This is a genomic window from Winogradskyella psychrotolerans RS-3, from assembly GCF_000427335.1.
Taxonomy (GTDB): Bacteria; Bacteroidota; Bacteroidia; order Flavobacteriales; family Flavobacteriaceae; genus Winogradskyella; species Winogradskyella psychrotolerans.
Map to the genome: position 1 here is coordinate 51,538 of NZ_ATMR01000128.1, position 15,240 is coordinate 66,777.

General features: G+C 34.4%; 10 protein-coding genes. 4 read left to right on the plus strand and 6 right to left on the minus strand.

Annotated elements, in window-relative coordinates; translation table 11 throughout:
• Positions 1 to 71 precede the first annotated feature (71 nt).
• Genes ADIWIN_RS13505 through ADIWIN_RS13515 form a run of 3 tightly spaced genes read left to right on the plus strand, consistent with a single transcriptional unit; the run spans position 72 to position 2,392 of the window.
• On the plus strand, positions 72 to 734 hold the full coding sequence (locus tag ADIWIN_RS13505; RefSeq protein WP_020896696.1) for an RNA polymerase sigma factor: 663 nt from the start codon (positions 72 to 74) through the stop codon (positions 732 to 734).
• Entirely contained in the window at positions 718 to 1,239 is a 522-nt protein-coding gene (locus ADIWIN_RS13510) for a hypothetical protein (protein ID WP_020896697.1), read from the plus strand. Before ADIWIN_RS13505 ends, ADIWIN_RS13510 begins: the two co-directional genes overlap by 17 nt.
• A complete protein-coding gene (locus ADIWIN_RS13515; protein ID WP_020896698.1) occupies positions 1,223 to 2,392 on the plus strand; it encodes a hypothetical protein in 1,170 nt (389 codons plus the stop codon). The genes ADIWIN_RS13510 and ADIWIN_RS13515 overlap by 17 nt, the downstream gene beginning before the upstream one ends.
• 144 nt (positions 2,393 to 2,536) lie before the next feature.
• Here the strand turns inward: ADIWIN_RS13515 and ADIWIN_RS13520 are convergent, their stop codons facing one another.
• The 5 genes from ADIWIN_RS13520 to ADIWIN_RS13540 all read right to left on the minus strand — a co-directional run bounded on the left by ADIWIN_RS13520 (position 2,537) and on the right by ADIWIN_RS13540 (position 10,172).
• A complete protein-coding gene (locus ADIWIN_RS13520; RefSeq protein WP_020896699.1) occupies positions 2,537 to 3,772 on the minus strand; it encodes a DEAD/DEAH box helicase in 1,236 nt (411 codons plus the stop codon).
• Between the two features lie 278 nt (positions 3,773 to 4,050).
• The gene (gene rlmF, locus ADIWIN_RS13525; RefSeq protein WP_020896700.1) at positions 4,051 to 5,007 is read right to left on the minus strand and encodes a 23S rRNA (adenine(1618)-N(6))-methyltransferase RlmF; all 957 of its coding nucleotides are present in this window, start codon (positions 5,005 to 5,007) and stop codon (positions 4,051 to 4,053) included.
• A gap of 160 nt (positions 5,008 to 5,167) precedes the next feature.
• Positions 5,168 to 5,770 (minus strand): DUF4377 domain-containing protein, encoded by a 603-nt coding sequence (locus tag ADIWIN_RS13530; RefSeq protein ID WP_161624676.1) that lies wholly within the window; start codon positions 5,768 to 5,770, stop codon positions 5,168 to 5,170.
• Between the two features lie 93 nt (positions 5,771 to 5,863).
• Positions 5,864 to 9,316 carry a pyruvate carboxylase gene (locus tag ADIWIN_RS13535; RefSeq protein ID WP_020896702.1) on the minus strand — a complete coding sequence of 1,151 codons (3,453 nt, stop codon included), beginning with the start codon at positions 9,314 to 9,316 and terminating at the stop codon, positions 5,864 to 5,866.
• A gap of 220 nt (positions 9,317 to 9,536) precedes the next feature.
• Positions 9,537 to 10,172, minus strand: a complete 636-nt coding sequence (locus ADIWIN_RS13540) for an MOSC domain-containing protein (RefSeq protein WP_020896703.1) — start codon at positions 10,170 to 10,172, stop codon at positions 9,537 to 9,539.
• A 174-nt stretch (positions 10,173 to 10,346) separates the two neighbouring features.
• Between ADIWIN_RS13540 and ADIWIN_RS13545 the strand changes: the two genes are divergently transcribed.
• Positions 10,347 to 14,207: a beta strand repeat-containing protein gene (locus ADIWIN_RS13545; protein WP_020896704.1), complete on the plus strand. Its 3,861-nt coding sequence runs from the start codon at positions 10,347 to 10,349 to the stop codon at positions 14,205 to 14,207.
• 291 nt (positions 14,208 to 14,498) lie between these two features.
• Here the strand turns inward: ADIWIN_RS13545 and ADIWIN_RS13550 are convergent, their stop codons facing one another.
• The gene (locus ADIWIN_RS13550) at positions 14,499 to 15,083 is read right to left on the minus strand and encodes a Crp/Fnr family transcriptional regulator (protein WP_020896705.1); all 585 of its coding nucleotides are present in this window, start codon (positions 15,081 to 15,083) and stop codon (positions 14,499 to 14,501) included.
• Positions 15,084 to 15,240 lie beyond the last annotated feature (157 nt).

The window sequence follows — 15,240 nt, forward strand, 5'->3', positions numbered from 1 at the left end:
TATAATAGAACTCATCTTGATTTTTTGTTTTTAGCCGAAAATGAGAAGAAATTTATTCAGACGAGTCTATTTTGGAAAGTCATAGCATAGCTACGCGTAAAAAAATAGATGAAGAATGTGTGAATTTCAGCCATTTTTTAGGAAATAGAAAAAGTCAATATGAGTTCTTAAAACCGCTAACCAACCCAATGCAGAAATTAGAAACTAAACTTATTAAGCTTTGCAAAAAAGGAAATCAAGTTGCGCAAATGCAAGTTTATGATAAGTATAGTCAAGCTATGTTCACCATTGCCTGTCGATATCTAAGTGAAGAAGATGCAAAAGATGCGATGCAAGAAGGCTTTTTAAAAGCCTTTAGACATATTGAATCTTATAAGCCAGAAGCCACTTTTGGAGCTTGGTTAAAACGGATTATCGTTAACCAATGTTTAGACGTTTTAAAGAAAAATAAAATAGAGTTTGAAGCGGTTGAGGTGTCAGAATTGCAGATTTCAAATGAGGATGATTGGCAATTTGATACTTCAATTACGAAACAAGAGATTTTATTTGCCATTGAGCAGATTAATGAAAAACATAGAATTGTAGTAAAGCTTTATTTATTAGAAGGCTACGATCACGAAGAGATTTCAGAGATATTAGAAATTCCCACAAAAACATCACGTACACATCTAAGACGTGGTAAATTAAAGTTACAAGATCTATTAAAACATAAGTATAATGAAGCAAGATATTAGAACCTTATTTACAGAGGAAGACGATTTAAAACCGCTTCCTAAAAATCATAGAAGTGAATTTGCAGATAAACTTAAGAAGCAATCCAAACCAAAACAGAATCCTTATGCTTGGTTAAGCGCTGCAGCTATATTGATTATTGCATTAGCTATAGGGTTTAATGTGAGGGACATGGAATCAAAACCAGAACTAAATCAAGTGTCTCCAATTATAGCACAAGTAGAAGCCGTAGAGGCAGAGTATCTTAAAGATATTGAAACCGAATGGCAGAGTTTTGTAGCTATCGCAGATGATGCCGTTTTGATAGAACGTTTCAGGAAAAAGCTAAAAGACCTAGATACAGATTACAAAGCTATTTCTGTTCAGTTTAAAGACGATTCTAATAACATTTTAGTCATTGAGGCATTGGTTGAAAATCTTCAAACGCGATTACAGATTTTAAAAGACATTCAAAATCACATCAACATATTAAATCAAACAAACGAACAATATGAAAACACTATTTAGATTATTATTTGTATTGCTCATCACAATGCAAACAGTATTAGGGCAAAATGTAAAAGTTTTCTCTAAAAGTTTTAAAACAGATAAAAATACAACCGCATATATTGAGATACCTGACGGTTCAGTGAAATTCGTGTCCTCACCAGACGATAGTATTCATATTGATTATGATATTAATTTTATTAAATTACCTAAAAAAGAACATCAAAGAATACTAGATAGTGTAAGAATTGAAGCGACTCAAGAAAACAATCTTATAAGTATTAAGAAACATCCAAATGTTAAGCAAAGTTTAAACGCATCTAGTTATGTATCTATTTTTTCATTAGATAGACTTATATACGAAGCAAAAGATACAACGACAATATCTAGAAAACTAAAGGAAGATATTTCAAATGAAATTACAGAAATTAAATCTTACAAATCATATCATGAAGCAAGAGCAAAAATCATATATGTTAATGATTTAAAGCGAAAAGAGAGACTTCTAAAAAAAGCAGTTAAATGGCAAAATAACAGAAATTTTAAAAGAAATTTTATAATTAAAATCCCAAAGCACATCAGTCTTAAAATTATTGCTAAAGGTAGTTTGCTAAATTTTCATGACGAATTTGATAATCAATTATCCCTTCGTTTAGATTATGGAAGACTCTACATCAATAGAATAGAAAACCCAAAAAATGAATTGAAAATTCATAATTCTTTATTGATTGCTCGTAATATTTCTGGTGGTAAACTAGAAACAGATAGAGTTTTTAAGGCTTTAATAACAGAATTAAATAATGTAGATATTGAATCTGAATTCTCAAAAATAGAAATTGGTGAATTAGGAAGCAATAATAAAATCACAGACTTTAATAGTGAATATTTCTTTTATAATTGGACTGAAGATTTTCAACGTTTCGATCTATTTTCCGACTACTCAAAAATTCATTTTTTCTATCCAAATTTAAATCATGGTTTGGAAGTCATTGGTTATAATACTAGGAATGTCGTGGGAAACGACAATTTTGAAGTAACAATGCAACCAAAAAGTAAGGAGAGAAATCGATTAATGTCCAAGCCATTAAACCCAAAAGAGAAATCTTCGGGTTTTATTTTCTTTGATATTATCAATGGTATTATTTACTCATACAACGATTCAATCAAAAAATAAAATTTAAATAATTCATTCTTAAAACAAACAAAAAAAGCACTTAGGGTCACTAAGTGCTTTTTATTTTTTCTAACAGCCAACAGCCAACAGCCAACAGCCAACAGCCAACAGCCAACAGCCAACAGCCAACAGCCAAGAGCTAATCTAATACCAACGCTTTTTCTTCTTCTTAGAAGCTTCACTTTTACGACCTTTCTTATACTTACTACCTTGTCTTTTATGGACAACAGGTTCCGCTTTCGGATCTAACGGATAAGGATGATCGGTTACTACCGGAATCTGAACATTAATAGCTTGTTCTATCTTTTTTACATAATTCTTCTCATCAGCAGAACACAGTGAATACGCATTACCTGTATGTCCGGCTCTACCAGTTCTACCAATACGATGTACATACGTTTCGGGTATGCCTGGCATATCAAAATTAAGAACGTTGTCTAACTCATTAATGTCAATGCCACGTGCTGCAACATCTGTAGCAATAAGGATTTTAACGTAACCGTTTTTAAATTTGTTTAAAGCCGTTTGTCTTTCACTTTGAGGTTTATCACCATGAATGCTATTTACTGAGAATCCATTTTTCAACAACGTTTCTTCAAGCTTATCTACACCATTTCTAGTACGTCTAAAAATAAGAACGTTACCTTCAATAGTGTTACGCATTAAATGTAAACACAGTTCAATTTTATTCTGTTTAGGCACATAATACAATGTCTGATTTACATTTTTAGCAACCGATTTTGTCGGAGTCACATCAATACGTTCAGGATCTTTAAGTAGTGTATTGGCTAATTCTTCAATTTTAAATGGAATCGTTGCCGAAAATAATAAGGTTTGTTTTTCTTGAGGACAAAGACGTTCTATCTTTTTTACATCATCAATAAAGCCCATGGCCAACATTAAATCGGCTTCATCCAAAACAAAAGTTTCAATGAAATCGAGATTAATATAATCTTGTTTGTGTAAATCGAGTAAACGACCAGGAGTGGCGACTAAAATATCGACACCTTTTTTTAATACATCTATTTGAGGTTCTATAGATGAACCACCAAAAACGACTAAAGACGTTAGATTCGTAAACTCAGCATAGGTTTTAAAATTCTTCTGAATCTGAATAGCCAATTCTCTTGTTGGACTTATAATTAGTGCTCTTATCTTTTTACCCTTTTTTGGTGCATCTTGCTTATCATACAATTTTTGCAAAATAGGTAACGCAAAAGCAGCTGTTTTTCCTGTACCTGTTTGTGCAGATACAATAACATCTTTACCCTCTAAAATTAGTGGAATAGAACGTTGTTGAACTAAAGTTGGTTCAACATAACCAGAAGCTGCAACAGCTTTTTGAATGGGTTTTATAAGATGTAAGTCTTTAAATGACATAGGTATTGTGTTTATTAAGTTTGTCATTCCTGCGAAAGCAGGAATCCACTTTGTTAATCGTAGCTTGTAGATTCCTGCCTTCGCAGGACCGACAAATAAGGTAACAAAGGTAGAATATTTGTTAATTCAAACTTTGGTATAAAAATTTTAAAATTACAAACCGCTTATTTCGAGTGATTTGTGAAGTGTAAGCAAGTAGCATCGAGAACTCTATTGATTCAATTACTTCTCGAAATACTCCGCTGAAAAAAAGGATTACTCTAAGTAACGTAATCTTATTAAAAACGTTCTTTTATCCAGTCGTTTTGTTCTTGTTCTGTTAAAAAGGTCCAAGCGATAAACCTACTAACTTTATGGCCTTGTCCCATTTCTATAGTTTTTACAACAGTCGCATTCACTTTTTCTAAAACTTTATAAGTTGGTTTTAGCGTCACTTCTTTCGAAATTAAACTTGTAAACCAGAAGCATTGTTTGCCAAAATGCTTGCTTTCATAAATCATGTCTTTTACAAAGCGTGCTTCACCTCCTTTGGTCCATAATTCGTTATGTTGTCCGCCAAAATTTAAAAGTGCTTTATTAGGGCGTTTCCCTTTAAGATTCCTTTGTTTTTTTAAGCTTGCTTTTTGAGCATCTTCTGCAGACGCATGAAACGGTGGATTACAAATAGAGAAATCTACTTTTTCTTCAGGTTTTAAAATATCATAAAAAAAGTTGTTCGCTTTCTCTTGACGTCTAATTTCTAGAGTAGATCTTAAATCATAATTTTTCTGCTCAATTTCTTTCGCAGATATAATAGCGGCTTCATCGGTATCACTTCCTATAAATGACCATCCATATTCATGATGACCAATAATAGGGTAAATACAATTGGCACCCACACCAATATCAATACCTTTAATATGATTTCCTTTAGGAATAACAGTGCCTTCACCTTTTAAAAGGTCGGCAATATTATGAATGTAATCTGCTCTTCCTGGAATCGGTGGGCATAAATAATGCTCAGGAATATCCCAGTAGTCTAATCCGTAATGGTGAATTAGTAAAGCCTTGTTCAATGCTTTAACAGCCGCAGGATTAAAAAAATCGATGGAATCGTCACCGTATTTATTAGGTGCAACATAAGGACTTAATTTTGGTGAACTTTTTATAAGTGCGTCAAAATTGTAGCGTGATCTATGTTGATTTCTTGGGTGAAGTTCTGATTTTACTTCAGGATGCTGTTTTTTCTTTTCCAATACTTAATAATTTATGGAGGCAAAGATAGTGGAAAAGAAATTGGGTTATTGAGACCTTAGCCTAAATAACCCAATTCATTTTGAATATAATAACAATGAAATTAATCTACTTTTTTGAAACGTAGCATTTCGTCACCAGCTTCATTGTAAAAAGTTAACGTTAACCCTTCTTTTTATACGTTGAAATGCTGTTAAATGCCTTGTCAAAACGATCTGGAATTGCCATATCCATACACATTTTTCGAGTGGATGCCATAGCGCCAAACTCAATAGTATCAGAAGTGATGTTTTTTATTTGTCCGGTGTAATTATTACAACCATTAGTTCCAGAAGCGCGCATTTCAGTGGTGTTTAGTTCAAGCGTTGGTACATTACTTGTGCTTTCTATCACTTTACCATTAATATGTGTGGCCGCCCAAATATCGTGAATCGCTAATTTTGGATCTTGCTTTTTTTCTAACACTTTTATAAGATCATATTGAATTGAAGATGCATCAGCAGGAACACCTTCAGCATCTAACTGTGTTTCTGTAACTTCAATTTTTTGTAAGTAACCAGGTTCAAAAGTGAAACCATTTATAGGTGCATAAAAATTAGACCATTCTGCATTTTCATGATTCTCGGCTTTTGAAATCTGCAAACATGTTGTTTTTCCGACTCCAGCATCGCAATCTACTTTGGCGCTGTTTACCCAATAGGTAGCTGTCGTTTTTTTTGTTGTGGAGCAAGAGGTTAGCATTACTGTTAAAATTACTACTGACATTGTTTTTAGTATAGTCATAAATATAAATATTGGTTATGATAGTTGAAAATCAAAAGTCTTGCCAATTTTAAATTAAACACCATAGTTTGATTACTATTCCATAGTAACTACCAAATCATCTTGTTTAACCATACTACCTTCAGATAAGCTTACCGATTTTATTTTTCCGGATTTATGTGCTGTAACGGTTGTTTCCATTTTCATGGCTTCAATGACGAACAAAGGATCATTTTCCTTAACGTTTGAACCCTTCTTTACTAAAACTTTATATAACGATCCTTGCAAAGGAGCTCCAATTTGGTTGGCATCTTCTTTATCAATTTTTACGTTTTCTACTTTAGTTATATTTAATGACGTATCAAATATTTCAACAAATCGGTTTTCACCATTCACTTTAAAAAAGACCGTTCTTATACCTGCATCATTGGGAATACTTACCGAAAGTAATTTTACAATTATCGTTTTTCCTGGTTCAAGCGTAATGTTGGTTTCTTCTTGAAGTTTCATGCCAAAAAAGAAATCTTTAGTTGGTATGAGTGCTATATTTCCGTAAAGTTTATAATTTTCATGGGCTTTCTCAAAAACTTTTGGATATAACATAAACGATAAAAAGTCTTCCATTTCAATAGGTCTTGTAAAGCCTTGTTGGAATTTTGTCTTGAAAGCAGTAAATTCCTTTGTGAAATCTACAGGTGTTAAATGGGCATTTGGTCGGTCTGTATAGGCTTCTTTATTTTTTAATATAATTTTTTGAAGTGTTTTAGGAAAGCCTCCAACAGGTTGACCTAAATCTCCTTTAAAGAAATTGATTACCGATTCTGGAAACGAAATCGTTTCACCACGCTCCATAACATCATCTGGAGTGAGATTATTAGTTACCATAAAAATAGCCATATCACCAACCACTTTAGAGCTTGGGGTTACTTTGATGAGGTTGCCAAACATGGCATTGATTTGCGCATACATTTTCTTGACGTCATCAAAACGGTCTCCTAATCCTAAGGCAATGGCTTGTGGTCTTAAATTTGAATATTGACCGCCAGGAATTTCATGTTGATACACCTCAGCTGTTCCTGCTTTTAAACCCGATTCAAAAGGATAGTACATTTCGCGTGTATCTTCCCAATAGTTTGAAAACTGATTAAGCATATTCATATCAAAGTCATGCGCACGTTCTTGGCCTTTCATCATTTCAACAACGGCATTAAAGTTGGGTTGCGAAGTCAATCCAGATAAGCCGCCAAGAGCCACATCAACCACATCAACTTCGGCTTCAATGGCTTTTAAATAGGTTGCAGTTTGTAAGGATGAGGTATCGTGCGTATGTAGTTGAATAGGAATATTTACAGTGTCTTTTAGAGCACCAACTAATTCTGTAGCAGCATACGGTTTTAGTAAGCCAGCCATATCTTTAATAGCAATCATATGTGCACCTGCATTTTCTAAATCTTTAGCGAGTTGCGTATAATAGTTGAGGTTGTATTTGGTTTGCTTTGGGTCTAAAATATCACCAGTGTAACTGATCGCAGCTTGCGCGATTCCACCTGTTTTATCACGAACATAATTTATACTAGGTTCCATCGCTTTTACCCAATTCAGCGAGTCGAAAATTCTAAAAATATCAACTCCATTTTCCCAAGATTTTTCAACAAATTTCTCAATTAAATTATCAGGATAGGCTTTATAACCCACAGCATTAGAGCCGCGTAATAACATTTGAAATAAAATATTTGGAACGGCTTTACGTAATTCTCTTAAGCGTGTCCATGGACTTTCATGTAAAAAGCGCATGCAAACATCAAAGGTTGCTCCTCCCCACACTTCCATACTGAAAGTGTTAGGATGGTTTTTTGCGAAACTTTCGGCCACTTTTAGCATATCGTAACTTCGCATGCGTGTTGCTAAAAGCGATTGATGCGCATCGCGCATGGTGGTATCTGTATAATGTATTTTGTTATCGTCTTTTAGCCATTGGCAAAATGCTTCAGGACCTAATTCTGTTAATAGATCTTTGGTGCCTTTTGGAAAAGCCTCCGAACGATTGTATTTTGGAACTTTAGCAGTTCTAAAGACTTTTGATTGGTCAATATTTTTAACATCAGAATTGCCATTGACAATCACTTCAGCCAAGAAATTAACAGCTTTAGTTGTTCGGTCTTGAGGTAGTTTTATTTCGAATAAAGCTGGAGTATTCTGAATAAAATTGACAGTGACCTTTCCTTCCTTAAAGGTCTCATGCTGAATGACATTTTGAAGAAAATGAATGTTAGTTTTTACACCTCTAATTCTAAATTCTTTTAAGGCACGTGTCATTTTCCGAACCGCTCCATCAAGAGTTCTACCATGTGCAGATACTTTTACAAGCATAGAATCAAAAAACGGACTCACGTTATATCCTTGGTAAATACTACCTGCATCCAAGCGAATTCCCATTCCCGAAGCACTTCGATAAGTGGTAATATTTCCGTAATCTGGTGTAAAATTGTTTTCAGGGTCTTCGGTTGTCAATCTGCATTGTAAAGCAAAACCGTAAGTTGCTAATGATTCTTGTTCGTATATTTTTATTTGCTGATCAGATAATTTGTAACCACCAGCAATGAAAATTTGCGTTTTTACCAAATCGATTCCAGTGACCATTTCCGTAACCGTATGCTCAACTTGAATTCTGGGGTTGACTTCAATAAAATAGACACGGTCTTCTTGGTCGACTAAAAACTCAACTGTTCCAATATTATTATAATTAACTTCGGAAGTAATAACGACAGCATATCTGTATAAAGCATCTTTTACCGTTTGAGAAATGTTATAAGAAGGTGCGATTTCAACTACTTTTTGATGTCGTCGTTGTACAGAACAATCACGCTCAAATAAATGACGAATATTACCATGTTTGTCGGCTACAATTTGTACTTCAATATGTTTTGGGTTTTCAACATACTTCTCTAAAAACATGGTGTCGTCACCAAACGCATTTAAAGATTCGTTTTTAGCGGAATCAAAATGTTGCTCTAAATCTTTATCGTTCCTAACTACACGCATACCGCGTCCACCTCCTCCAGAAGCGGCTTTTAGCATTAAAGGATAACCAATCTCATTTGCTTCAGAAAGTGCAATTTTTAATGAGCTTAAGCTTTTCTTGTTACTTTCTATAATAGGAACATTACATTTTACAGCGATTTTCTTAGCTGTAATTTTATCGCCCAAAGCATCCATAACCTCTGGATCTGGACCAATAAAAATGATGTCGTTTTCGGCACATCGTCTCGCAAATTCTGAATTTTCAGATAAGAAACCATAACCAGGATGAATAGCATCTACGTTTTTCTCTTTAGCTAAAGCCACAATTTCTTCAATATCCAAATACGGCTTTAAAGGCTCGTTATCTTCACCAATTTGATAGGATTCATCAGCTTTATTTCTGTGTTGTGAATACCGATCTTCATACGTGTAAACCGCAACCGTAGCAATATTAAGCTCTGTACATGCTCTTAAGACACGGATAGCAATTTCACTTCGATTGGCGACTAAAATTTTTTTAATTTTCATAAGGCGAAGAATATGTGATTTAAGTAATGAATAGACTGTCTTTAACGATATTTATTGGTTGACTTACAGCCTATTATTTGTTAAAAATGCTTTTATAACGCTGTTGTGAAAGTTACATAAATTATTAGCAAATTAGAATTTTGTAACTTGATATTAGCTGAGTAGTAAGATAAAAACTATAATCTAAATAGTTGATCAGATTAAACTGTTTATGATTGATTTAACGTAAATATAACTTCAACCGCTTTATAATATTTTGCGGTAGTGCATCATTATTCAGTACTAATTCAATATGGTCTTTGTTTTTGTCTTTTGCATATAATAATTCGAAAAAGTGAAAAATTGAAAGACTTTGCTTTTTAGTTTCAACAAGTTTAAATTGGTCACCAACCGCGACATTCCCTTCTTTTAGAACTCTTATATAAGTACCCGAAAACCCATGATCTACAAATTGTTTTAGTACGTCGTTTGTTCTAAACTTATGAGCAAACTTAAAACAAGGTTCTCTCGGTTGCGTAATTTGAACTAGAGCGTTTCCTAATTTGTATATATCACCTATAAAAAGTTGTCTTTCATCTAAGTCTTCAATAGTTAAGTTTTCTCCTAACATACCATACGTCCAATCTAAATGCGGATATAAATCTTGCCAGTATGGATATTGATTTGCTGAAAATAAATAACAGGCTTTAAATTCTCCTCCATGTACTTTTCGGTCTGAAACTTCATCTCCTTTCACATCTTCTTTTCCTAAATAAATTGGATTGTCAGTTGGTTTTTTATAAATACCAGTGGTGACTTCTTTTCCATTCCAGAGAAATTTGGTGGGTTGTGCAATATTAGTTGAGATAATTTTCATGCATTAAAAGTATAAAAAATAGCGCACTCAATAGTATGTTTTATGTGGGGTGTTTCAATAATATATTCCTCTTAACACGTTCTGTTATTTTATCAAAATGTTAAAAAAATGTTAAAGCATTTATATTTTAAAACCCACCCATAGATAATCTCGTAGGTATTTGTGCTTTCCAAAGTGGCAAAGCAATTAACCATTTTATCAAATACTAATCAACATGAAAAACAAAATTACTTTTGTTATTGCTATGGCAATGACTTTTTTATTTCAGCAGATGCATTTGCGCAGCTAGTAACTAGCGGAGCAGATGATGGAACAGACGGAACACTACGAAATGAAATTGCAGACACACCAATTGGTGGCGTAATAACTTTTGACACATCAGTGACAACAGTAACTTTAAATAGCGAACTTGTAATTGATAAAGATTTAATAATTAGTGGGAATTCAATAACACCATTAACTATAGATGCTAATAATAATGGTAGAGTATTTAATATCACTACAGGCTTAGTCGTATTAAATGACTTAATGTTAATCAACGGTCTTGATGTTGATGGTGGTGCCATTTATATGACAAACGCAGTTGTAACGATTAACAATTCAACAATATCAGGAAATACAGCTAATGGAGCTTCAGGTTCTGGCGGTGGGATTTTTAATGATGTAGGTGGAGTTCTAGTCGTTAATAATTCTGAAATTTCAAACAATACAGCGAATAGAGCAGGTGGTGGAATTGAGGATAATTCTGGTGCAGGATTATCAATCACATTATTGAATGTTAATTTAGATAATAACAATGCAGGTATCGCACCTGCAACAGCAGCTCCAGGAAATGGAGGTGGATTGCATATTACAGGAGCAGGAAGTGCTATTATTACTGGAGGTACTGTAAATGGAAACGTCGCTGGTAAAGAAGGTGGTGGACTATGGAATGGTAGTGGTGTTTTAGATGTAATTGATGTCACAATAACAGAAAACTCAGCTGTAGGTGATGCTACAGGTGGAGGTGCTATTTATAATAATGGTAACGGAACTATAAATATTTCAGCAGGAACAATATTATCAGGCAATATAGCTTCAGGAGCAACTCCAGGAGGACGTGGTGGTGCTATTTTTAATAATACAGATGGGATTTTAAATCTAGCAAATGGATTGGTAATTACAGGAAACTATGCCAGTAGAGCAGGTGGAGCGATTGAAGATAGCTCAAACGGCACTTTAATTTTATCGGGTGTTACACTTACAGGAAATGCTGCAGGTGTAGATATCGGATTAGGAAATACAATTACACCAAATCCTGGAAATGGTGGCGCTGTACATTTATCTGGTACAACCAATGCAACAATTTCTGGGTTTTCAACAGTTTCAAATAATTATGCAGCTAAAGAAGGCGGTGGATTATGGAATAACTTAGGAACCATGGATGTTAGCTTAACTTTTTTGGATGCTAATATCGCTTCAGGAGATGAGGCAACTGATGGTGGTGGTGCTATTTTTAATAATGGTGGAACTTTAGTTGTAGGTAATGCCGCAGCTATAACAAATAATATCGCTAATGGAACTTCAGGTTCTGGTGGTGGAATTTTAAGTACAGATGGAGCTGTTACAATTACAGATGCTGTTTTGGCTTTTAATCAATCTAACCGTGCGGGTGGAGCAATTGAAATTATAGATGGTTCTATCGATTTCTCAGGAAACTACAATGTAAGTGGTAACAATACAGGTGTTGCGCCAGCAGTAGCAAGTCCAGGTAATGGAGGAGGACTTCATATTAGTGGATCAGGAACAGCAACACTAACAGGAGGTACAATGAGTGATAATGTGGCTGCTAGAGAAGGTGGAGCTTTATGGAATAGTACGGCAACAATGAATGTAGATGGAGTATTAATTAGCGGGAATGTGGCAAGTGGACCAGCAGCAGATGATGGTGGTGCCGGAATTTTTAATAATGGTGGAACATTAATCGTTCAAAATAATACAACAATAAACAATAATATAGCAGATGGAGCTTCAGGTTCTGGTGGTGGTATATTAACAATTGGTGGTGATGTTACCGTAACGAGTTCTACAATTACGATGAATCAGGCCAATAGAGCTGGTGGTGGAATTGAACATGCTGGTGGAACTTTAAATCTTATAGATACAACCTTAGATATGAATAATGCAGGAGTTTCTCCGGCAATGGCTGCGCCAGGATCTGGTGGTGGACTTCATGTATCTGGTGCTGCGACAACGAACATTACAGGTGGTACAACTAACAACAATATTGCCGCTAATGAAGGTGGTGGTTTATGGAATGGTTCAGGAGTAATGACTATTGTAAATCATATGGTTGATGGAAATACAGCTTCAGGAAATGATGCTATGACAGCAGGTGCTGCTGGTGGAGGTGGAATTTATAATGAAGGTGGAACACTTGATCTTTCAGGAACAACTGAAATTACAAACAATAGCGCTGATGGAGCACATTCTACTGGTGGCGGAATTTTAAACGCAGCAGGTACTTTAATGGCGAACGGAATTACAATTGCTTTTAATGAATCTAATAGAGCAGGTGGTGGAATTGAAACTAATGGAAGTGGACCAGTATTATTGACTGATGTAAGCTTGAATAATAATATAACAGGAGTTGTAACAGGAACAGGTGCACCCGGAAATGGTGGTGGACTTCACGTAAGTGGAGATAGCACTGTTGATATTGTTGGTGGAACTGTAAATGTAAATAATGCTGCTCGTGAAGGTGGTGGTTTATGGAATGGTTCTGGCATAATGACAACAGATAATGTTCTTGTGGATTCTAATATGGCTTTAGGTGCTGCAGCTGATGATGGTGGTGCAGGAATCTTCAATAATGGAGGAACGTTAAATATTACCAATGGCAGTATAATTTCTAATAATATGGCAACAGGAGCTTCTGCATCTGGTGGTGGATTATTGAGCACGGCTGGAGATGTTACTGTTATAGATTCAACATTTGATGGTAATGCAGCCAACAGAGCAGGTGGTGCTATTGAACTGATTGATGGTAACTTAATGTTTTCAAATTCAATAATGTCTAATAACGATGTTGATGGCTTAGCAGGAACTGCTGCTCCAGGAAATGGTGGTGGATTCCACGTTACAGGGATGTCAGGAATGCTTACAATTTCTACTAGTACGATAACAGGAAACGCTGCGGCTAATGAAGGTGGTGGATTATGGAATCAAGGAGGAACGATGATGACCGTTTCTATGTCTACAATAGATAATAATACAGCTGCTGAAGGCGGTGGAATTTATAATAACTCGGGGTCAATGACTTCGGTTATGACGAGTACAATTTCTGGTAACTCAGCATCAGTTTCTGGTGGTGGATTAACAAATAATGGAGCGAGTTTAGATCTTAATGCGGTAACTGTAGCAATGAATACGTCTGCCGGAATTGGTGGAGGTATTGATGCCGTTAATACAGTTACTTTAAAAAATACGATTGTAGCTTTAAACACTGCAGTTACAGGAACAGACGTATCAGGAATGCTAACATCAAATGATTTCAATTTAATTGGATCAGATGATTTATCAGTATTTACAACTCAAACTAATGATGTCGAAGGAGTAGATCCATTATTAGGACCGTTACAAGATAATGGAGGTGTTACATTAACACATCTGTTATTAACTAATTCACCTGCTTATGATGCTGGTGATGCAACGGATATGTTTGTAGATCAAATTGGTCAGGTTGTATTTGGAGGAGCAAGAGATATAGGATCTGTAGAAGCACAAGTCGCTTTATCAGTAGATGATTTTAATGCTGCTTCAGTTTTAAATCTTTATCCAAATCCAACAAAAGGACAATTTAATATTGTGATTGATAATTCGGTTTCTGGTGAAATAAAAGCTGAGGTTACTGCGTTATCTGGAAGGATAGTAAAGCAAGTTAAGATAGTGAATGGAACAAATTCCGTAGACATTAGAGGGGTGTCTGCTGGAGTTTATATTGTTAATGTATTTACAGAACAAGGAAGAGTATCACATAAGTTGATTTTGGATTAATAGTTAGTAATTACTTAATAATTGAAAAGACCATCGAAAGATGGTCTTTTTCTTTTTTATTAAAATCAATAGTTTTTTCTGCAAGTCTTGTAAGTGAATCCAACTAAGAATTATCATTTAATTTATAGACAAAAAGGTGTAATAAAAAGCGCAAGTTGTACAACTTGCGCTTTTTAGCTATTAATCCTTAGGGGGAATAAATTAGTACAATTAGTTAGGGATTTGTACAGGTACAAAAATATAGGGTCTAATAGTAATAAAAATTGATGTAGGTTAATAAATAGAGAAACTCTAAGAATTGTATAATTCTTTTCTAATGCGGCTTAAACTTTCGTTAGTAATACCTAAATAGGATGCTATATGATAATTCTTCAATTTTTTCTCGATATTATTATGAGTATCAAGGAAATCAAGGTAGCGATCTTTAGCGGATTGCGATAAACTAACGATAATTCTTTTCTGAAAAGCAGCAAAAGCTCTCTCTAGTTTCTTTCTAATGAAAGTTTCTACTTGAGGAATTTCGCTATATAAAAGCTCTTCATCAGATCTAGACAGACTGTAGAGTGTTGCATCTTCAATAACTTCAAGATTCATAATAGCCTTTGATGCAGAAAAGTAAGCTGTGAAATCTGTAATCCACCAATCTTTTATGCCAAATTGAACAGTGTGTTCTTTTCCCGATCTGCCCATGTAATACGTCCTTAAACAACCATCAGAGATATAAAACATATCATCGACAATATCATTGGCTTTAAAAATGATAGTTCCTTTTTTGTAATATTTTTTATGAAAAAGAGAAGACACAAATTTTAACTCTTCATCTGTAAATGAGAGTCCTTTATAAATTTCTTTGACTTTTGAAATATCGTTTTTCACTTTAAACTTAACTATAGTTGAGTTAAGATAGGTAAATACTTTTGAATGAGTTATTTAAATACGACACTTTAATTTAAAAAATGTTGGCTAGCTTTTATTTAAAAGAAAAAAACCACTTTGAATTAACAAAGTGGTTTTGGTCTTGACTCTTGGCTCT

Coding starts and splice junctions, on each gene's coding strand:
- ADIWIN_RS13515 (WP_020896698.1), top strand. CDS start 1,223: ATGAAAACACTATTTAGATTATTATTTGTATTGCTCATCACAATGCAA.
- ADIWIN_RS13530 (WP_161624676.1), bottom strand. CDS start 5,770: ATGTCAGTAGTAATTTTAACAGTAATGCTAACCTCTTGCTCCACAACA.
- ADIWIN_RS13535 (WP_020896702.1), bottom strand. CDS start 9,316: ATGAAAATTAAAAAAATTTTAGTCGCCAATCGAAGTGAAATTGCTATC.
- ADIWIN_RS13510 (WP_020896697.1), top strand. CDS start 718: ATGAAGCAAGATATTAGAACCTTATTTACAGAGGAAGACGATTTAAAA.
- ADIWIN_RS13540 (WP_020896703.1), bottom strand. CDS start 10,172: ATGAAAATTATCTCAACTAATATTGCACAACCCACCAAATTTCTCTGG.
- ADIWIN_RS13520 (WP_020896699.1), bottom strand. CDS start 3,772: ATGTCATTTAAAGACTTACATCTTATAAAACCCATTCAAAAAGCTGTT.